Raw genomic sequence first — 18,064 nt, forward strand, 5'->3', positions numbered from 1 at the left:
CAGTGCGGTGACCGTCGATGGGATCTCGCTGCCGATCGCGCTTGGTTTGCTGATCATGATGTACCCGGTCCTCGCGAAAGTTCGTTACGACCGCCTCGAAGCGGTTACCGGCGACCGCAAACTGCTGATCTGGTCGCTGCTGCTGAACTGGGTTGTGGGGCCTGCGGCAATGTTCGCGCTGTCCTGGCTGCTGTTGCCGGACCTGCCCGAATACCGCACCGGGTTGATCATCGTCGGTCTAGCCCGTTGTATTGCGATGGTCATTATCTGGAATGACCTCGCGTGCGGCGATCGAGAAGCCGCCGCGGTATTGGTCGCGATCAATTCGGTATTTCAGGTCGTCATGTTCGCCGTCCTCGGTTGGTTCTATCTCTCCGTGCTTCCGGGTTGGCTCGGTCTAGAGCAGACAGTCATCGCGGTATCCCCGTGGGAGATTGCCAAATCTGTGCTCATCTTCCTCGGAATACCCTTGGCGGCAGGCTTTTTCACCCGCCGTTTGGGCGAGAGGATCAACGGCCGGGACTGGTATGAATCACGCTTCCTGCCGAAGATCGGGCCGTGGGCGCTCTACGGGCTTCTCTTTACGATTGTGATTCTCTTTGCGCTACAAGGCGACCAGATCACCTCGCGCCCGTGGGATGTCGCGCGTATCGCACTGCCACTGCTGATGTATTTCGCCATTATGTGGGGCGGTGGGTTTGCGGTCGGGGCACTCGCCGGGATGGGATATGCGCGGACCACTACGTTGGCGTTCACGGCAGCGGGCAACAATTTCGAACTCGCCATTGCCGTCGCCGTCGGAACCTACGGCATCACTTCGGGTCAGGCGTTGGCCGGAGTCGTTGGCCCATTGATCGAGGTTCCGGTTCTGGTTGCGCTTGTCTACGTCTCGCTCGCCCTGAGGGGAAAGTTTAGATGACCGACAGACTCCCTCATGTGCTATTCGTCTGCGTCAGTAATCGCGGCAAATCGGTTATGGCCGAATCGATTTCGCGTACTGTCGCCGCAGGCGTCTTCGATGCGGCGTCGGCGGGGACCGCCGCGCGGGTTGGCGGGTCGGTGAATGAGCTTTCCGCACAGGTACTTTCGGAGATCGGCGCCGACGTCGCCAACCATGAACCGTGTCAATTGACCGACGAGATGATGAGGTCGACAGATCTGACCGTCGTCGTCGGCACCGCCGAGATCGTCGATCCGCCAGCAGGCGCCGACATCGAAATCTGGCAGACCGACGAACCGTCCCTGCGCGGAATCGAGGGTATCGAGCGGATGCGACTTATTCGCGACGACATCGCACGGCGAGTCGACGACCTTACCCAGCGCCTACGACGTTGACGCGGAAGGCGTTGCTTCGCAACAGTTCTCACTGTCTGATGCGGTAGCCGAGAACGTGTCGGAGTCGGCCAGTACCGTGTACACCTCCCAGTTCTCGTCATCCGGACCGGTCACCCACACTTTGTCTTGGGTAGCAAAACAGCAGGTTGTGCCGATCTCCTGGGTCGTGACCATCTCGTCGTCGGCCAATCGGGAGATTTCCTCCCGCACCTTCTCCGCTGAATCCACCTCTACGCCAAGGTGATTGATCGACCCGCCGTGGCCCGGATTCTCCATCAACACCAGCTTCAGTGGTGGATCCGCGACGGCGAAGTTCGCGTATCCCGGCTTAACCTTCGCTGGTTCGGTATCGAACAGCTTCGAGTAGAAGCCGACAGCGCGGTCCAGGTTGTCGACGTTCAGAGCCAACTGAATTCGAGACATAACATCCTCCTGAGTATTCGATATATGTCGAAGTGCAGCAACACAGGTCTACCGGCCTTTTCGACGTATGTCAATATCATTGGTACGGTGGTCGCATGCCAAAGGCACTGCCCGTTATCGACATCAGCGCGCCCATCTGCTGCGCGCCCATCTCGGCGTCGCCGCCGATGAGTGAAGGCAGCGCGGTCGAATTGGCGCTACGGCTCAAGGCGCTGGCTGACCCGGCGCGTATTCGCATAGTGTCGATACTGATGAACGCCGACGATGTGCGTAGTGGCGATCTTGCCGCTCAGCTCGGTTTGAGTGAGGCGACCATCAGTCATCATCTGAGTCAACTCCGCAAAGCGGGGTTGGTGTCGTCGGAGCGTCGTGGCATGAGTGTGCACTCCAGTGCGAACCGGGATGCGCTCGACGCCCTGCGGTCGGTGCTCAACACCTGTTGCTGATCGTTCACAGGAACCTCCCAGTTAGCTGGCAGACTGGGAGGACGCTGGTACCCCACCATGTATCCCATGACTGAAGGTTTGCCCGTGACGGCCGGAAACAACACGCTCCCGAACCCCAAGGTTCTCGTCGTCGATGACGAAGACAATATTCGCGAACTGCTTTCTGTGTCGCTGAAATTCCAGGGCTACGAGGTGCGCACCGCCGACAATGGTCCATCGGCGCTCGACATCTGTCGGACCTATCGTCCCGACCTACTTGTGCTCGATGTGATGATGCCCGGGATGGATGGTTTTGGGTTGCTGCGACGGTTGCGGGCCGACGGTATCGAGGCGCCCGCGCTATTCCTGTCTGCCAAGGACAGCGTCGAAGACAAAGTCAACGGCCTCACCATTGGCGGCGACGACTACGTGACCAAGCCCTTCAGCCTGGAGGAGGTTGTCACCCGGCTTCAGGTTCTATTGCGGCGCAGTGGCTTTGAAGCTCAGGCGGAGAAGTCGGCACGCATCGTCTTCGCGGATCTGGAGCTCGACGACGAAACCCACGAGGTGTGGAAGGGGGGCGAATTGGTCTCGCTGTCGCCGACCGAATTCACCCTGCTGCGCTACTTCATGGTGAACGCGGGCACCGTCCTGTCCAAGCCGCGCATCCTCGATCATGTCTGGAATTACGACTTCGGCGGTGAAGTCAACGTCGTCGAGTCCTACGTCTCCTATCTTCGGCGCAAGATCGACACCGGAGACAAACGTCTTATCCACACTCTGCGTGGCGTCGGATACGTCATGCGCGAACCGCGAGGGTGAGGTTTCGTGACGTCCTGGAATAGCCGGGTACCGCTTCGGGTTTCACTCGTCGCGCTGACTATGTTCATGCTTCTGCTCGGTCTCGCGGTGTCGGGCCTCGCGGTGACCAAGTCGATGCATGAGGATCTGATCCGGCGCACCGACGACGGTCTCAATTCGGCCGTCGCAACCTGGGCGCGGCCCAAGGGGCCACCACCGATCCACGTACCGATCCCGCTCGGCCCGCGTCGACCGCCGTCGCAGTACTACGTGCAGACAACAGGCTCGGACGGCATCCGCACGAGCACCAACGACATCTCCGATGCCCCCGATCTGACCGACCTCGACGACTACAACGTCGGACCGGTCACTGTCGGATCAGCCGACGGCAATGGGCCGCAGTGGCGAGTCATCAAGGTGTCCAACGGAAATGGCAGTTCGATCGTCGCGACACCATTGACCGATGTGCAGGCCACCTTGTCGCGGCTGATGTGGTTACAACTCGGCGTCGGAGCGCTCGTCGTCGTCATCATCGGGCTACTCAGTTACCTAATGGTGCGCGGCAGCTTGGCGCCGCTGCGTCGCGTGGAGGAGACCGCCCATGCGATCGCCGGCGGCAACCTCAATATGCGCGTCCCCACAGCATCGCCAAACACCGAAGTCGGTAGCTTGGCCACCTCGCTCAACACGATGTTGGGCCAGATTCAGCACGCGTTCGCTACGACCGCCGCGTCGGAACGTGCGGCTAGACGCTCCGAGGAAAAGATGCGTCAGTTCGTCGCCGACGCCAGTCACGAACTTCGCACACCGCTGACCTCGATCAAAGGTTTCGCCGAGTTGCACTCCAAGGGTCTCGCGCCCGACCCGGCGGACGCGATGCGACGCATCGACGCCGAGGCCAACCGGATGAATCTGTTGGTATCGGATCTGCTGATGCTCGCGCGACTCGATCAGGAACGTCCCATCGAGCAACAGCCAGTCGACCTGTTGATGATCGGCTCCGACGTTGTGCACAGCGCCCGCGTCGCGTCACCCGAACGGGACATTAGCTTCGACGCCAAGGGTGTGTCGGTGCCGCCGATCGTCGTAGGCGATTCGGCGCGGTTGGTGCAGGTACTGAGCAACCTGCTCCGCAACGCGATCGTCCACACGCCGGAAGACGCGACGATTCAGCTGGCGATTTCGACCGATTCGGCGTCGGCGCTGGTAGAAGTCATCGATACGGGCGATGGTCTCACCGCCGACGAGCAGGCGCAGGTCTTCGACCGGTTCTACCGGGGCGATTCGTCGCGGCACCGAACGCAAGCGAGCGGTGGTAGTGGCCTTGGCCTATCGATAGTGGCAGCGCTGATCGACGCCCACGGCGGCACCGTCGGAGTCGACTCGACGCCCGGGGCGGGTGCGAGGTTCTGGGTTCGGCTGCCGCTCGACGCTCCGTCGGGTATCGATGACGATGAGTTCGACGACGACGATGGGCTGGCGGAGTAGTTCTGTCCTAGGGTGGGGGAATGGCATCTGTCTTCAGCATGATCATTAACGGTGACCTACCCGGCCGATTCGTGTGGCGCGACGAGACCGCGGTCGCGTTCCTCACGATCAATCCCGTTGCGCCCGGCCATGTTCTGGTGGTGCCGCGCGAGGAAGTCGATCATTGGGAGCAGGTCGACGACGATTTGTATCTGCATCTGACCGAGGTATCGCGGAAGATCGGCAAAGCCGTCAAAGATGCCTTCGACGCGCCCCGGGTCGGATTGCTGATCGCTGGTCTGGAAGTGCCGCATCTGCATATCCATGTGTTCCCGGCGACCAGTTTGGACACCTTCGATCTGGCGAAGGCAGACCAGAATCCGGACCCGGCGGACCTCGACGACGCCGCGGCGAAAATCCAGGCGAGCCTGCGCAAGCTGGGATACGCCGAGTAGCTTCCGAAAACCACACCGTGCGGTGCCGCCAAGGGCAAGCTGCCCTCGGCTGCGTAATACGGTGCGGTTTTCCGGACATCCCCTACACCGTTCGGTGGATCAGCAATGGCATCACCGCCGACGCACCCGCCTCCCGAAGTTTGGCCGCCGCGATCGTCAGCGGCCATCCCGACGACGACGCGTCGGCAACCACCAGCACCACCTGTCCGGCGACGGCGCCCGGTTCAGGTGCCTCGATGTGATCGCGCCAGTATGTTGCCTCGACGGCGCCGGTCGCGTCGGAATCGGGTGTTCTTCCGGTCCGAACAGGCAGGACCGAGCCGGGACGCCGACCAACCGTCCGCAGATGGTTCGCGACCGACTCGGCGAGATCGCTGCCGGTAAGTCGAAGTGACACAATGGAATCCGGTCGGATGTCGGCGGCGCGGACCCAGGCCGCCAGCGTCGAGACCGCGGCCTCGCCCAGTTCGGTTATCGCGTCGGCGTCGCCGTTCTGGGCCGCACGCAATACCTCCGACCACTCCGGAGCGTCGGCGTGAATCAACACCCGCCCCACCTCGGCCTTCGCGTCGGCACCGATCCGGCCGCGTTGGCCGAAGGCCCCGCCCGGCCACATCTTCCTGGGCTCCAAAATCATGGCATCGCGGCGCAGCGCCGTCGTGATGGTGCGCAACTGACCGGGGTCGGGAGCTGCCACCAGGCCGTCGGTCAGTTGTCCGCGACAGACCGAACAGTTGCCGCAGTCGGCGGGATCGGGATCGTCGAGTGATTCGACGAGCAGCCGCATCAAGCACGCTCTGCCCTGCACATAGTCGCGCATGATGTCGGCTTCCCGGCGCCGGGCGGCCACGACACCGTCGTAGTGCGCTTGGTCATAGACCCATTCTTTGCCGGTAGCTCGCCAGCCGTCGGTGTCGCGTTCGACCACGTCGTCGACGGCGAGTTGTTTGAGCATCAACTCGATGCGTCCCCGCCGCAGATTAGTCACCGACTCGAGTTGGGGCACCGACATCGGATCATCTTGTCCGCCAAGCGTGTTCAGCAAAGTTTCCATGTGGTTCGGATTGGGGATGGTGGCGGTGGCGAAATACTCCCAGATAGCGTCGTCCATCGGCGAGGCCAGCAGAGCGACAACTGACTCGTCGATAGCGCGGCCGGCACGGCCGACTTGCTGGTAGTAGGAAACCGGTGACGGCGGTGAGCCGACGTGCACGACAAATCCCAGATCCGGTTTGTCATAGCCCATGCCGAGTGCCGACGTCGCCACGAGTGCCTTGATCTCGTTGTGCAGCAACGCGTCTTCGAGGCGGTGGCGGGCCGCCGGCTCCAGCTGTCCGGAGTACGCGGCGACCGGATAGTCACTACCGTGGACCGCTTTGATAGCGGCGACGAGCCGATCGGTGTCGGCGACGGTCAGTGCGTAGACGATGCCCGATCCTGGCAGGCTCGGCAGTGACTGCGTGATCCACCCGTACCGCTGGATGGGGGACAGGCCGTTGATTATGTTGAGGTGTAAGGATTTTCGGGCGAGCGGCCCCCTTAGGACCAGGGTGTCGTGGCCGAGTTGTGCGGCGACGTCGTCGGTGACGCGAGCATTCGCGGTCGCGGTGGTCGCCAAGACCGGCGTATCGGGATTGAGAGTGGTCAACACGTCGGAGACACGACGATAATCCGGCCGAAAATCGTGCCCCCAATCGGAGATGGCATGCGCCTCGTCGATGACGAGCAGGCCGAGATTGCCCGCCAGTGCCTGGAGTACTCGACGTCCGAATCCTGGGTTGGCCAACCGCTCCGGGGACACCAGCAAGACGTCCAGATCGCCGTTGCGTAATTGCTCCTCGATGGCCGACCACTCGTCGATATTCGACGAATTCAGTGTTGCCGCAACCAAACCCGCCCGCTGTGCTGCCGCCACTTGATCGCGCATCAGCGACAATAGCGGTGAGACGATCAGTGTTGGGCCGGCGCCGTCGCTGCGGCGGATGGCCGTCGCGGCCCAATAGACAGCGGATTTGCCCCAGCCGGTGGCCTGAACCACGAGTACCCGTGCCGCCGGGGAGAGTAACGCGCCGACGGCGCGCAGTTGGTCGGCCCGAAAGGTCGCTCCGGGGCCGGCGAGTGCACCGATCACCTGGTCGGCGACCTGTTGCTGCGCGGGCTGCAGTGTGACGGGCGCGGTGGGAGTCATGCACTCACCGTATCGCCCGACGCCGACAGCCCGGCGAAAACCGCACCAGGCTGGGCCGCCGAGGGCAGTGTGCCCTCGGGCGAGGCACATGGTGCGATTTTCGGTGGAGGTCGCACAGATACCTCACAGCGTCGACGCAGTTGTGCGCCAGTCCGGCATCGGACGCTGTAGTGCATGACCACCGATACCCTTCCCGCCACCGCGGGCTCCGACACCGGGATGCCGATTGTGACCGAGCCGATCACCGTCGTCGCCGACAATTCGTCGCCCGCTCCCGTTCTGGACATCGTCGTCCCCGTGTACAACGAGCGAGACGATATCGCCTCGACGCTGCTTCGGCTGCGTGCCCACCTTGACCAACATGTGCCGTACGCGTCGCGAATCACGGTGGCGGACAACGCCAGTACCGACGGCACCCTGGAGATCGCCGCGGACATGGTCAATAGGGTCGCGGGGCTGCGCGTCGTGCACCTCGAGCAAAAGGGCCGAGGCCGCGCGCTCAACGCGGTGTGGCAGGCCAGCGACGCCGAGGTCGTCGCCTACTGCGACGTCGACCTGTCCACCGACCTCAACGCGTTGATGCCGCTTATCGCGCCGCTGATCTCCGGCCACTCCGACGTCGCCATCGGTACACGGCTGGCACGTACTTCGCGAGTGGTGCGTGGACCGAAGCGGGAGTTCATCTCACGCAGTTACAACCTCATCCTGCGTACGACGATGGGTGCCAAGTTCTCCGACGCCCAATGCGGATTCAAAGCGGTTCGCGCCGACGTCGCACATATCGTGTTGCCCTACATCGTCGACACGGGTTGGTTCTTCGACACCGAACTGCTCGTACTCGCCGAACGGCTCGGCCTTCGTATCGCGGAGGTCCCGGTCGACTGGGTCGACGATGTCAATAGCAGTGTCGACATCGTCGGGACCGCGGTCGCCGACCTCAAAGGTTGCCTGCGCGTCGGCACCGCATTCGCGCGCGGGCAAATCCCCGTCGCCGATCTTCGCAATGCGATCGGTCACGAGCGGGCACCCGGGCCGGATCTGGACGGAGTGCCGCCCGGTCTGCTGGGGCAGCTCGTCCGATTCTGCGTGGTGGGAGTTGCCTCTACGGTCGCCTACGCCGTCCTATATCTGTTGTTGCACAGCATCTGCGGCGCCCAGGTCGCGAACTTTCTCGCCCTGGGAATCACCGCGATAGCCAACACCACGGCTAACCGGCGGTTCAGCTTCGGCGTCCGCGGCCGCGATAACGCGGTACAGCATCAGATGCTGGGATTCGGCATCTTCCTATTCGGTTGGGCGATTACCGCCCTGTCCCTGGTGGCACTCCACTATTGGGCGCCCGATGCGGGCAAGCATGTCGAACTGACCGTGCTGGTTGTCGCGAATCTGGTAGCCACGGTTACCCGGTTCGTCGGGCTGCGGTGGGTTTTTCGTGGCAAAGGGCATTCTGCCACTGCGATCGTGGGGGCCTGATATGGCGACCGTGACCGACATCGACGAAACCCACAACGATCGGCCGGAGACTCCGGCGACCGCCTCGGCGACCGGGGGACCGGTGTCGCCTAGCGAATCAAGCTGGTGGACAACGCATATCGCGCAGCGAACGTCATTGGCGACATTGCTGATCGCAACCACCATCGGCTACCTCTGGAATCTATCCGCCAATGGTTGGGGCAATTCGTTCTATGCCGCGGCCATTCAAGCCGGCTCGCAATCCTGGAAAGCCTGGTTCTTCGGCTCGTCGGATATGGCGAACTCGATCACCGTCGATAAACCGCCTGCCTCCCTATGGATTCCGGGTCTGTCGGTACGCGTCTTCGGACTCAATAGCTGGGCGATGCTAGTACCCGAGGTGCTCATGGGTGTCGGCTCTGTCGCGCTGCTGTATTTCCTGACTCGACGCTATTTCGGGCATTGGGCCGCGATTCTCGCCGGTGCCGTTCTCGCGGTGACACCGGTTGCCGCATTGATGTTCCGATTCAACAATCCCGAGGCTCTGCTACTTCTGCTTATGATCGGCGCGGTCTGGGCGGCGCTGCGGGCGGTCGAGGACGGGCGGACCCGCTGGCTAATCCTGTGTGGTGTCTTCGTCGGATTCGGTTTCCTGACAAAGCAAATGGCCGTGCTGCTCATCGTGCCCGGCCTCGCGATCACCTACTTCGTATTCGGTCCGTACGGCTGGGGCAGGCGCCTGGTGCAGTTGTTGGCAGCGCTCGCCGGACTGGTCGTCAGTGCGGGCTGGTGGATCCTCACCGTGGAGCTGTGGCCGACGTCATCGAGACCTTACATCGGCGGGTCGCCCACCAATTCGATCCTGGAATTGACGTTGGGTTACAACGGAATTGGCCGAATCAACGGCGAGGAGCGCGGTTCGGTTGGCCCTGGCCGAATGAGTACATACGGAGGTCCAGGCGGCGGTGGACGATTTAGCCCCTTCGGCGAAGCGGGCTGGTCGCGGATGTTCGAGCCAGGTCAAGGCGGTCAGATCGCCTGGTTGATCCCCGCCGCGCTGATCCTGACCGTTGCGGGAATCATCCTGCTACGCAAGATGTCTCGCCGTGATCCGCAGCGCGCGTTCCTGGTCGTGTGGGCACTGTGGCTGCTCGTCACGATGGGCGTTTTCAGCTTCATGGAAGGAATCTTCCACAGCTATTACACCGCGGCACTTGCCCCGGCGATCGCCGCATTGGTCGGGGCGGGAGCAACGCTGCTGTGGCGTCATCGAACTGAGCTGTGGGTCCGAGTGGTCGGCGCGTTGGCGGTATGGGCAACGGCCGGTTGGGGATTCGCTCTGCTCGACCGTTCCCCCGACTTCGTGCCGTGGCTACGGTGGGCGGTGCTGCTCGTCGGCATCGTAGCGGGCTTCGCATTCCTGCCGTCTCAGCGTAAGACCGCGATGGTCGCGGCCGCGTTGGCAATAGTTGCCGGGCTGGCCGGGCCGCTCGCCTACACACTCAACACACTTGGCACGGCTAAGTCGGGTTCGATTATTAGCGCAGGCCCGAATGTCAACGGTGGCATGGGCGGTCCGGGCGGAGGCTTCGGTCATCGAGGCGGCCGAGGCGGTGGGCCAGGTGGTATGAATGGCGGCACGATGGGTGGGCCAGGCGGAATGGCTAGGATGCCCGGCGGCAGCACTATGGGTGGACCCGGCGGTACGACCGGAATGCCCGGTGGCAGCACTGGTGGCACTCTGCCCAGCACGACTGGCCAGCAGGGTGCTCCAGGCGGTTCCAGTCCAATCGGTGGCCCCGGTGGACGCAGCGGCGGCCTGTTGTGGGGGTCAAATCCCACCGATGCGGTCATCGCCACTCTGAATGAAGACTCGGACCGCTATACCTGGGTCGCCGCGGCGGTTGGATCGATGACGGCGTCGGGTTACCAGCTATCGACCAACCATTCGGTGATGCCGATCGGCGGCTTCAATGGCACTGACCCGTCGCCGACATTGGATCAGTTCAAAGAGCTGGTGGCCCAGAAGAAGATTCACTACTACATCGCGAGCGGCCGGGATGGATTCATGGGCAATTCCGACTCGTCACGAACATCCGCGCAGATCAGCAGCTGGATCGAGGCGAACTTTACGTCCAAGTCGGTGGATGGAATCACACTCTATGACCTGACCGAGAAGAAGGTGTCGTAGCACCAGATTCGGGCAAACCCAATAGAGTGCTCGATCATGAGGATTTCTGCTCAGCATCGGGTAACCAAAATGGTCGGTCGCGACCCGCACGAATCCGGGCGGGCCGCGACGACCCTTGAGTTGTTCTTCGACCTAGTCTTCGTCGTGGCGTTCTCGGTGGCTGGTGTCGAAGTGGCACACGCCCTCGCCGAGGGGCATTTCTTCGTCGCGGTAGCGGGCTTCGTGTTCTCTACCTTCGCCGCTATCTGGGCGTGGATCAACTTCAGTTGGTTCGCATCGGCTTTCGACACCGACGACTGGTTCTTCCGAGTCACCACGCTGTGCCAGATGATCGGCGTCGCGGTTGTGGCACTGGGGATCCCGGCGGTTTTCGCATCGCTGGAGGAGCGTGATCATCTCGACAACCGCGTTCTGGTCCTCGGCTACGTGATCATGCGGGTGGCGATGTCGATCCAATGGCTGCGGGCCGCCCAGGCTTCGGAGCGATATCGCGGAGCATGCCTCACCTATGCTGTGGCGATCTGGATCGCGCAGATCGGGTGGATAGCCGTAGCAATTACCGATCTGCCCTTCGTGCAGGCCGCGCTGGCATCACTGGTCCTATTCTTCGTCGAGCTCAGCGGGCCGGTGATCGCGGAGAACAGCAAATCGGGTCCCACGCCGTGGCATGCGCACCATATCGCCGAGCGGTACGGATTGCTGACCATTATCACGCTGGGCGAGGGCATTGTCGGTACCGTCGCAGCCCTGCAAGCCGTCATCGGCGTCGAAGGATGGACCTTCGATACGGCGATACTCGGTTTGACCGGAATGACTATCCCATTCGCCATGTGGTGGATGTATTTCGTCGTACCCACGGGCGAAGCATTACATCTGCGCCGCAGAAAGTGTCTCGTGTGGGGATACGGTCACATAATCATCTTTATGGCCGCCGCGGCGGTCGGGGCGGGACTGCACGTCGCGGCGCTCTACATCGAACATGAGGCGCATATCGGCGCGGGCGTGGTGGCCGCGACCGTGGCGATTCCGCTCGGAATCTTTTGCATCGGCATTCTGGCCATCTACGACTATCTGCTCGACTTCGACGCGGTCACCCTGCTTCTCGGCGGGGGTGCGCTCGTCTTCCTCGTGGGTTCGGTGATTCTCGCGGCCGTTGGGGTATCCATCGTGGTCGCATTGGTGGTGGCGGCATGTGCGCCGATCTTCATCGTCATAGTCGACGAGATGGGTGGTGGCGCCCGTCGTCACACCGCGTTGGAACGCTTGGCAGCGCGGGCCGATCCGGCTGATGAAGCACTGCAGTAAGGTGACTGACCGTGCGCGTACTAGTGATCGGCTCGGGCGGCCGCGAACACGCCCTGCTAATTGGTTTGAGCCGCGACCCGCAGGTCACCGAACTTCACGTAGCTCCCGGTAACGCGGGGACAGGCGCTATCGCGAGCAATCACGCCGTCGACGTAAGTTCCGACGAAGCGGTGGTGGCCCTGGCCGCGAAGGTCGCGGCCGACCTAGTGGTGATCGGACCCGAGGTTCCCCTGGTGCTCGGTGTCGCCGACGCCCTGCGCGGCGCCGGCTTCGCCACTTTCGGACCAAGTGCCGCCGCTGCGCGGATCGAGGGGTCGAAGGCGTTCGCCAAAGATGTGATGACCGCGGCTGGCGTACGCACCGCGCGGAGCGAGGTCGTCGATAGTGCCGCGAATCTCGATGCGGCACTTGATCGTTTCGGCCCGACCTGGGTGGTCAAAGACGACGGGCTGGCCGCGGGCAAAGGTGTGGTCGTGACGCCCGATCGTGCCAAAGCACGTGATCACGCGGCCGAACTTCTGGAGACCGGGCATCCGGTCCTGCTCGAAAGTTTTCTGGACGGACCGGAAGTATCGCTGTTTTGCCTGGTTGACGGGGAGACGGTAGTTCCACTCATTCCGGCGCAGGATCACAAACGCGTCGGCGATGGCGACGTCGGCCCGAATACCGGTGGCATGGGCGCTTACACCCCGTTGCCGTGGTTGCCGGCCGGCGCGGTCGATGAGATCGTTGCCGAAGTTGTGAAACCTGTTGCGGCCGAATTGGTTCGGCGAGGAGTTCCGTTCTCCGGGCTGCTCTACGCCGGACTCGCGATGGGTGCCGATGGCCCAGCCGTCGTCGAATTCAACTGCCGCTTCGGTGATCCCGAGACGCAGGCCGTGCTGTCGTTGCTGAAATCCCCACTGGGACAGGCGCTTTACGCGACGGCGACCGGAACGTTGGCCGACTTGCCGACGCTGGAGTGGTCGGACGGCGCGGCGGTCACGGTTGTGCTCGCCGCGGAGAACTATCCGGGTAAACCGCGCGCCGGAGACACGATCACCGGCGCGCAGGGCGACGGAGTACTCCACGCCGGCACCGCATTCAGCGATGACGGCGCGATAGTCTCTGCTGGTGGGCGAGTGCTGGCCGTCGTCGGAACCGGGGTCGATTTGGCCGCGGCTCGTGCGGATGCGTATGAGCGACTGGCATCAATCAAGTTGCCCGGCAGCCACTTCCGCAGCGACATCGGAAAGGCGGCGCAGGAGGGACGTATCTCGATTCCGTCGGGGGAGTGAGATAGTCGGCGAGTGCCGTATTTCGTTGAGTTGGCATTCTGGCCGTCTGTGGTCTCGATACACTGACAAACTCGCAGGCTCGTTTGTCAGCACTCGACCGTCGGAGGTTTACCGCTGGTCGAGTGCGCTCGCCGAGCGGAGCGAGACGCGCGTGTATCGAGACCCCGGTGAGGTGAATGTCTAAGTGGGGTATGGGGTTGGGGTGACCGTCGGAGGCCGTCCTAGACCGCTAGATTGCGGCCCAGGAAGGTGATGTGATCGGGCAGCACGCTGCGCCAGTAACGGTTGGTGTGACCACCCGCGGTCGTAGAGAACGCTGGCGGCGGGCGCAGGCTGGCGGCCCACTGTCGTGTGTACATGAAGAACTGATCGCTGGAGCCGATGTCGATCATCAATGGGATCCGAGCGAACCGATCCTGTTGTCCGAAAAGCGAATTGGCCTGATAGTCCTCGAAGGAATCGAATGCGCGCGGCGGGAAGTTCCGGGGGTCGCCCCACAGCGCGGGTGAACTGACCGAAATCGCCGCCACCCGTGGTGCGCCGAGCATGGCACCTAGGCGCAGAGCGCCGTAGCCGCCCATCGACCACCCGAATAGGCCGATTCGTTCGGTCGACAGATTCAATGCCGGATTCGACGCGAGCATCGGTAAGAATTCGTCGAGGACCATCGCACCGCCATCGGTACCGTCGGCACGAAGGTGATAGTAGTTGCGTTGCGCGTCCACCGAGGCCAGCGCGAACGGGGGATTGCCGGCGTCGACATACTGCTGCAGTGCGACCTGCATTTGCAGCTTGGAGCTAAAGATCGACTTCTCATTGGTGTTCAGTGCGTGCAGCACGACGACAACGGGAAGCTTTCCGGTGACGCCCTTGGGGCGCGCCACAATCCAATTCGTCGCTCGGCCACCCATCTTGGCGGATACAAAACTGCCGGTGATGAGGGGAGGGCCACCCTCGGCGACCGACTCACTTGTCTCCGGCGGCAACTCGTCGTCGGCGGTCTGTGGTTGATCCATCTTCTTCGGGTCAATTCGCGGCCTCGCGGGTGATGTCCCGCATGCCGCAAGCCCGGCTGTCGCAGCAGCTCCCAGTCCAGACAACAAGACCGCGCGTCGGCTGACGGCGGTCGGAAATCGGTTGTGCGAAGAGGAAGTCATCGCCCAACAGAATACGTGCTGTGCGTGACCGATCGGTAATCCGACAGGCCAGGCGCGAGCAGCGTGACCGGATAGTCAGGTAGCGCACTACTCGCGCGCTTGGACCGGCCGGTTGTCAGGGTGGAATGCGTCACAACCGACTAGTTCATGAGAGGTCATAGCTATGAGTTCGGGTCGCCCGGGGGCGTCATTCTGGAGCAGGTTGGCGGTGATTGTCGCTGCCGCTGGCACGCTCGCGCTGGCGTTGGTCGGTGTGGGTTATGCGACAGCGGCGATGTCTGCTCCGACGTCGCGTTACGGCACCGACTGTGTCTACCGACTGAGTCTGCCGGTGCCCAGCCACGATGTCGTCACCTTTGTCGAGTCCGACCTCGATGGCGGCCGGCCGGTCACCATCACGAACCCGGTGGTGCCGCGCGGCGGGTTGGCATCGGCTCGCTGGCGGCCGACGATCCACGGCGAACGGGTGCTGATCGCCGAGCAGGACGGCGTACGCAGTGTCGCGGTTCCCGTGGCAGTTCTCGCCGGCGGTGGTCCGCTATGTCGGTAACCACTGGCTGACATTCATGATTTCGATCAATACACCACCCGCGTGACCACTGGTTTGGCACGATGTTCCCCATGTCAACCGCTGCGACGCCCAAAGGTCTGCGGCGTCGCGCCCGTTTGGTCGAGGCTGCGGCGGAACTATTGATGGCCGGTGGGGTGGACGCGGTTCGGCATCGAGCGGTTGCCGACCAGGCCGGTTTGCCGCTGGCATCGACGACCTATTACTTCGGATCGCTCGATGATCTGCTGGCAGCGGCGGTCAGTCATGTAAGCGCTGCTGATGCGGCGTCGATCTCGGATCGATGTGACGCATTGTCTCGACGCCGCCGGGGAGCCGAGGCCACCGCCGACGCACTTGCCGAGGTATTCGTCGGGAGCGATACCACGCAGGCGCAGTTGGCTACCCGATACGAACTAGTGGTGCTGGCCGCGCGGTACGCGGGATTGCGGGAGGCGATTCGGGAAAGACAAGGTCTGTTGTCCGCATTACACGTCGATGCACTAGTTAAGTCGGGGCGATGCGGAGACATCACCCATGTCGCGCAGTTGATGGCGGTGGAGGATGGCGCCGTCGTCGGAGCGTTGGCGCAGGGCGACCGAGAAGCGGTAACAGCCGCGCGTGATGCACTGGTGGAAGTAGTCGATGTGCTGGCACCACTGTCGGCGGATGCCGAGTTTCCGGCCCCACTACACTGGTCAGGTGCCTAAACCCGCGATTTCCAATGTCCTGGCCTCCCGCTACGCCTCCGCTGAGCTCGCGGAGATCTGGTCACCGCGCAACAAGATCGCCGCGGAGCGGCAGTTGTGGATCGCGGTTCTCAAGGCGCAGCGCGATCTAGGTATCGACGTTCCCGAACTGGCGATCGCCGACTATGAACGAGTCGTCGACCAGATCGACCTGGACTCGATCGCCGATCGTGAACGCATCACCCGCCACGACGTGAAGGCGCGCATCGAAGAGTTCAACGCGCTGGCCGGACATGAACAGGTCCACAAAGGTATGACCAGCCGGGACCTGACCGAGAATGTCGAACAGTTACAGATCCTCGCCTCGCTGCGGCATGTGCACGCCCACGGGGTCGCGCTGCTCGCGCGCATCACCGACCGCGCCGCGCAGTACTCGACGGTCGTGATGGCCGGCCGAAGCCACAACGTTGCCGCACAGGCGACCACCTTGGGTAAGCGATTCGCTTCTGCCGCAGACGAACTCATGATCGCGCTGACCCGTCTGTCGGAACTGATCGACCGCTACCCGCTACGCGGCATCAAGGGGCCGATGGGTACGTCGCAGGACATGCTCGACCTGCTCGGTGGCGACGCCGCGAAACTCGCCCAGCTCGAAGACGCTGTCGCCGCACATCTCGGGTTCGCGCGATCGCTGACGTCGGTTGGCCAGATCTATCCGCGGTCGCTCGACCACGACGTCGTGTCCGCGCTGGTGCAAACCGCTGCCGCACCGTCGTCGCTCGCACACACCATTCGGCTGATGGCCGGCCACGAGCTGGTTACCGAAGGATTCCAGCCGGGCCAGGTCGGCAGTTCGGCGATGCCGCACAAGATGAACACCCGCAGTTGCGAGCGAGTCAACGGACTCGCCGTGGTGTTGCGCGGCTATGGCTCGATGGCAGCCGAATTGGCCGGTGCGCAATGGAATGAGGGTGATGTCTTTTGTTCGGTGGTGCGTCGCGTGGCATTGCCCGACGCGTTCTTCGCCCTCGACGGATTGATGGAGACCTTCCTGACGGTGCTCGCTGAATTCGGTGCGTACCCGGCGGTCATCGCCAACGAACTCGATCGCTACCTGCCATTCCTGGCCACCACCAAGGTGCTCATGGCGGCGGTACGCGCGGGCGTTGGGCGAGAGACCGCTCACGAGGCAATCAAGGAGAATGCGGTCGCGGTGGCGCTCGCGATGCGCGAAGACGGCAAGGAGCCCGACCTGCTGGACCGGTTGGCGGCCGACGATCGACTCCCGCTCGATCGTGCCCAGCTCGACGACGCTCTCGCGGATAAGAAGGCGTTTGTCGGCGCGGCTGAACAGCAAGTCGCCGACGTCATCGCCGCCGCGCAGAAGATCATCGGACAGTATCCGGAGGCGGCGACCTACGTCCCGGCGCCGATTCTGTAGGCACTAGCCTCGACATATGCGCCCAACTCTGAATTCGTATCGGCATATCGCGTCGGGCAAGGTTCGCGAGATCTACGAAATCGATGATGACACCTTGCTGTTGGTAGCCACCGATCGCATCTCGGCATACGACTTCATCCTCGACACCCCGATCGACGACAAGGGACGCATCCTCACCGCGATGAGTTTCTTCTGGTTCGGCGTATTGGGCGTACCTAATCATCTCGCCGGTTCCCCGACCGACGAGCGGATTCCGGCCTCGGAGCTCGGGCGCTCGATGGTCGTGCGCAAACTACCGATGGTCGAGGTCGAGTGTGTCGCCCGGGGATATCTGACCGGGTCCGGACTGATCGACTACCGAAAGACCGGCGCGGTCTGCGGTGTCGACCTGCCGGCGGGACTCGACGAGGCGAGTCGGCTTCCCGAGCCGATCTTCACCCCCGCCACCAAAGCGGCACAGGGGGATCACGACGAGAACGTTTCGTTCGAGTATGTCGCCGATCAGGTCGGTCCCGACCTCGCTGAGACACTGCGCGCGAGCACTCTCGACATCTATTCGCGTGGGGCCGAGTTGGCTGCCGAACGCGGAATCCTGTTGGCCGACACCAAGTTCGAGTTCGGTCGAGATGCCGATGGCTCGCTGGTTCTGGCCGACGAGGTCCTGACCCCCGATTCATCCCGGTATTGGGAGTCGGACGGCTATGTCGCGGGGAAGGTTCAACCGTCTTTCGACAAGCAGATTGTGCGGAACTGGCTCACCGGCCCCGACTCGGGATGGGATCGGCACGGTGACACCCCACCGCCGTCGTTACCGACCGACGTAGTGGAGCGGACCCGTGCCCGCTATATCGAAGCGTACGAACGAATTTCCGGGCTGTCCTTCGCGGACTGGCCAACCGCCGAATAGGAGC

At 62.9% G+C, this 18,064-nt stretch carries 17 protein-coding genes; 14 read left to right on the forward strand and 3 right to left on the reverse strand.

Translation table 11 applies throughout. The features are described 5' to 3' along the window. Window positions 1-919: ACR3 family arsenite efflux transporter (arsB, locus tag GOEFS_RS11415; RefSeq protein ID WP_007318063.1), on the forward strand; the 919-nt coding region annotated here is incomplete at its 5' end. After that, window positions 916-1,335, forward strand: a complete 420-nt coding sequence (locus GOEFS_RS11420; protein WP_007318064.1) for an arsenate-mycothiol transferase ArsC — start codon at window positions 916-918, stop codon at window positions 1,333-1,335. The genes arsB and GOEFS_RS11420, both read left to right, overlap by 4 nt. On the opposite strand, the gene GOEFS_RS11425 is transcribed toward GOEFS_RS11420, so the two are convergent. Then, on the reverse strand, window positions 1,324-1,758 hold the full coding sequence (locus GOEFS_RS11425; protein ID WP_007318065.1) for an ArsI/CadI family heavy metal resistance metalloenzyme: 435 nt from the start codon (window positions 1,756-1,758) through the stop codon (window positions 1,324-1,326). The genes GOEFS_RS11420 and GOEFS_RS11425 overlap by 12 nt on opposite strands. Window positions 1,759-1,853: 95 nt before the next feature. Here GOEFS_RS11425 and GOEFS_RS11430 point away from each other — a divergent pair, with 95 nt between their 5' ends. From GOEFS_RS11430 to GOEFS_RS11445, 4 genes are read left to right on the forward strand one after another with little or no spacing between them, the layout of a single operon-like run. Next, window positions 1,854-2,204, forward strand: coding sequence for an Rv2640c family ArsR-like transcriptional regulator (locus GOEFS_RS11430; protein ID WP_007318066.1), 351 nt, complete (start codon window positions 1,854-1,856; stop codon window positions 2,202-2,204). A gap of 57 nt (window positions 2,205-2,261) precedes the next feature. Beyond that, entirely contained in the window at window positions 2,262-3,005 is a 744-nt protein-coding gene (locus GOEFS_RS11435) for a response regulator transcription factor (protein WP_007318067.1), read from the forward strand. A 6-nt stretch (window positions 3,006-3,011) separates the two neighbouring features. Continuing rightward, entirely contained in the window at window positions 3,012-4,472 is a 1,461-nt protein-coding gene (locus GOEFS_RS11440; protein ID WP_007318068.1) for a sensor histidine kinase, read from the forward strand. Window positions 4,473-4,492: 20 nt separating this feature from the next. Continuing rightward, the gene (locus GOEFS_RS11445) at window positions 4,493-4,906 is read left to right on the forward strand and encodes an HIT family protein (RefSeq protein WP_007318069.1); all 414 of its coding nucleotides are present in this window, start codon (window positions 4,493-4,495) and stop codon (window positions 4,904-4,906) included. Between the two features lie 82 nt (window positions 4,907-4,988). Here the strand turns inward: GOEFS_RS11445 and GOEFS_RS11450 are convergent, their stop codons facing one another. Further along, window positions 4,989-7,094 carry a RecQ family ATP-dependent DNA helicase gene (locus tag GOEFS_RS11450; RefSeq protein ID WP_007318070.1) on the reverse strand — a complete coding sequence of 702 codons (2,106 nt, stop codon included), beginning with the start codon at window positions 7,092-7,094 and terminating at the stop codon, window positions 4,989-4,991. A gap of 174 nt (window positions 7,095-7,268) precedes the next feature. On the opposite strand from GOEFS_RS11450, the gene GOEFS_RS11455 reads away from it, so the two are divergent. The 4 genes from GOEFS_RS11455 (at window position 7,269) to purD (ending at window position 13,319) form a co-directional block, all read left to right on the forward strand. Then, complete coding sequence (locus tag GOEFS_RS11455; protein ID WP_007318071.1) at window positions 7,269-8,567, forward strand: bifunctional glycosyltransferase family 2/GtrA family protein; 1,299 nt, start codon at window positions 7,269-7,271, stop codon at window positions 8,565-8,567. A gap of 1 nt (window position 8,568) precedes the next feature. Further along, on the forward strand, window positions 8,569-10,737 hold the full coding sequence (locus tag GOEFS_RS11460; RefSeq protein ID WP_007318072.1) for an ArnT family glycosyltransferase: 2,169 nt from the start codon (window positions 8,569-8,571) through the stop codon (window positions 10,735-10,737). 69 nt (window positions 10,738-10,806) lie between these two features. Beyond that, window positions 10,807-12,042, forward strand: a complete 1,236-nt coding sequence (locus GOEFS_RS11465) for a low temperature requirement protein A (RefSeq protein WP_007318073.1) — start codon at window positions 10,807-10,809, stop codon at window positions 12,040-12,042. An 11-nt stretch (window positions 12,043-12,053) separates the two neighbouring features. Continuing rightward, complete coding sequence (purD, locus tag GOEFS_RS11470; protein WP_007318074.1) at window positions 12,054-13,319, forward strand: phosphoribosylamine--glycine ligase; 1,266 nt, start codon at window positions 12,054-12,056, stop codon at window positions 13,317-13,319. Between the two features lie 221 nt (window positions 13,320-13,540). On the opposite strand, the gene GOEFS_RS11475 is transcribed toward purD, so the two are convergent. Next, window positions 13,541-14,476 (reverse strand): alpha/beta hydrolase, encoded by a 936-nt coding sequence (locus GOEFS_RS11475; protein WP_050949878.1) that lies wholly within the window; start codon window positions 14,474-14,476, stop codon window positions 13,541-13,543. Between the two features lie 163 nt (window positions 14,477-14,639). On the opposite strand from GOEFS_RS11475, the gene GOEFS_RS11480 reads away from it, so the two are divergent. The 4 genes from GOEFS_RS11480 to GOEFS_RS11495 all read left to right on the forward strand — a co-directional run bounded on the left by GOEFS_RS11480 (window position 14,640) and on the right by GOEFS_RS11495 (window position 18,060). Further along, window positions 14,640-15,026: a hypothetical protein gene (locus tag GOEFS_RS11480; RefSeq protein WP_007318076.1), complete on the forward strand. Its 387-nt coding sequence runs from the start codon at window positions 14,640-14,642 to the stop codon at window positions 15,024-15,026. A gap of 62 nt (window positions 15,027-15,088) precedes the next feature. Continuing rightward, on the forward strand, window positions 15,089-15,733 hold the full coding sequence (locus GOEFS_RS11485; RefSeq protein WP_007318077.1) for a TetR/AcrR family transcriptional regulator: 645 nt from the start codon (window positions 15,089-15,091) through the stop codon (window positions 15,731-15,733). Next, window positions 15,726-17,153 carry an adenylosuccinate lyase gene (purB, locus tag GOEFS_RS11490; RefSeq protein WP_007318078.1) on the forward strand — a complete coding sequence of 476 codons (1,428 nt, stop codon included), beginning with the start codon at window positions 15,726-15,728 and terminating at the stop codon, window positions 17,151-17,153. The genes GOEFS_RS11485 and purB overlap by 8 nt, the downstream gene beginning before the upstream one ends. A 16-nt stretch (window positions 17,154-17,169) precedes the next feature. Next, window positions 17,170-18,060: a phosphoribosylaminoimidazolesuccinocarboxamide synthase gene (locus tag GOEFS_RS11495; protein WP_007318079.1), complete on the forward strand. Its 891-nt coding sequence runs from the start codon at window positions 17,170-17,172 to the stop codon at window positions 18,058-18,060. Window positions 18,061-18,064: the final 4 nt, after the last annotated feature.

The organism is Gordonia effusa NBRC 100432, from assembly GCF_000241305.1.
Lineage (GTDB): Bacteria > Actinomycetota > Actinomycetes > Mycobacteriales > Mycobacteriaceae > Gordonia > Gordonia effusa.

What these genes read in the sequence shown, in the direction of transcription:
- GOEFS_RS11465 (WP_007318073.1), top strand. Translation starts at nt 10,807, where the DNA reads ATGGTCGGTCGCGACCCGCACGAATCCGGGCGGGCCGCGACGACCCTT.
- GOEFS_RS11425 (WP_007318065.1), bottom strand. Translation starts at nt 1,758, where the DNA reads ATGTCTCGAATTCAGTTGGCTCTGAACGTCGACAACCTGGACCGCGCT.
- GOEFS_RS11435 (WP_007318067.1), top strand. Translation starts at nt 2,262, where the DNA reads ATGTATCCCATGACTGAAGGTTTGCCCGTGACGGCCGGAAACAACACG.
- GOEFS_RS11455 (WP_007318071.1), top strand. Translation starts at nt 7,269, where the DNA reads ATGACCACCGATACCCTTCCCGCCACCGCGGGCTCCGACACCGGGATG.
- GOEFS_RS11445 (WP_007318069.1), top strand. Translation starts at nt 4,493, where the DNA reads ATGGCATCTGTCTTCAGCATGATCATTAACGGTGACCTACCCGGCCGA.
- GOEFS_RS11495 (WP_007318079.1), top strand. Translation starts at nt 17,170, where the DNA reads ATGCGCCCAACTCTGAATTCGTATCGGCATATCGCGTCGGGCAAGGTT.
- GOEFS_RS11485 (WP_007318077.1), top strand. Translation starts at nt 15,089, where the DNA reads ATGTTCCCCATGTCAACCGCTGCGACGCCCAAAGGTCTGCGGCGTCGC.
- GOEFS_RS11475 (WP_050949878.1), bottom strand. Translation starts at nt 14,476, where the DNA reads ATGACTTCCTCTTCGCACAACCGATTTCCGACCGCCGTCAGCCGACGC.
- GOEFS_RS11480 (WP_007318076.1), top strand. Translation starts at nt 14,640, where the DNA reads ATGAGTTCGGGTCGCCCGGGGGCGTCATTCTGGAGCAGGTTGGCGGTG.
- GOEFS_RS11460 (WP_007318072.1), top strand. Translation starts at nt 8,569, where the DNA reads ATGGCGACCGTGACCGACATCGACGAAACCCACAACGATCGGCCGGAG.
- GOEFS_RS11420 (WP_007318064.1), top strand. Translation starts at nt 916, where the DNA reads ATGACCGACAGACTCCCTCATGTGCTATTCGTCTGCGTCAGTAATCGC.
- GOEFS_RS11450 (WP_007318070.1), bottom strand. Translation starts at nt 7,094, where the DNA reads ATGACTCCCACCGCGCCCGTCACACTGCAGCCCGCGCAGCAACAGGTC.
- GOEFS_RS11430 (WP_007318066.1), top strand. Translation starts at nt 1,854, where the DNA reads ATGCCAAAGGCACTGCCCGTTATCGACATCAGCGCGCCCATCTGCTGC.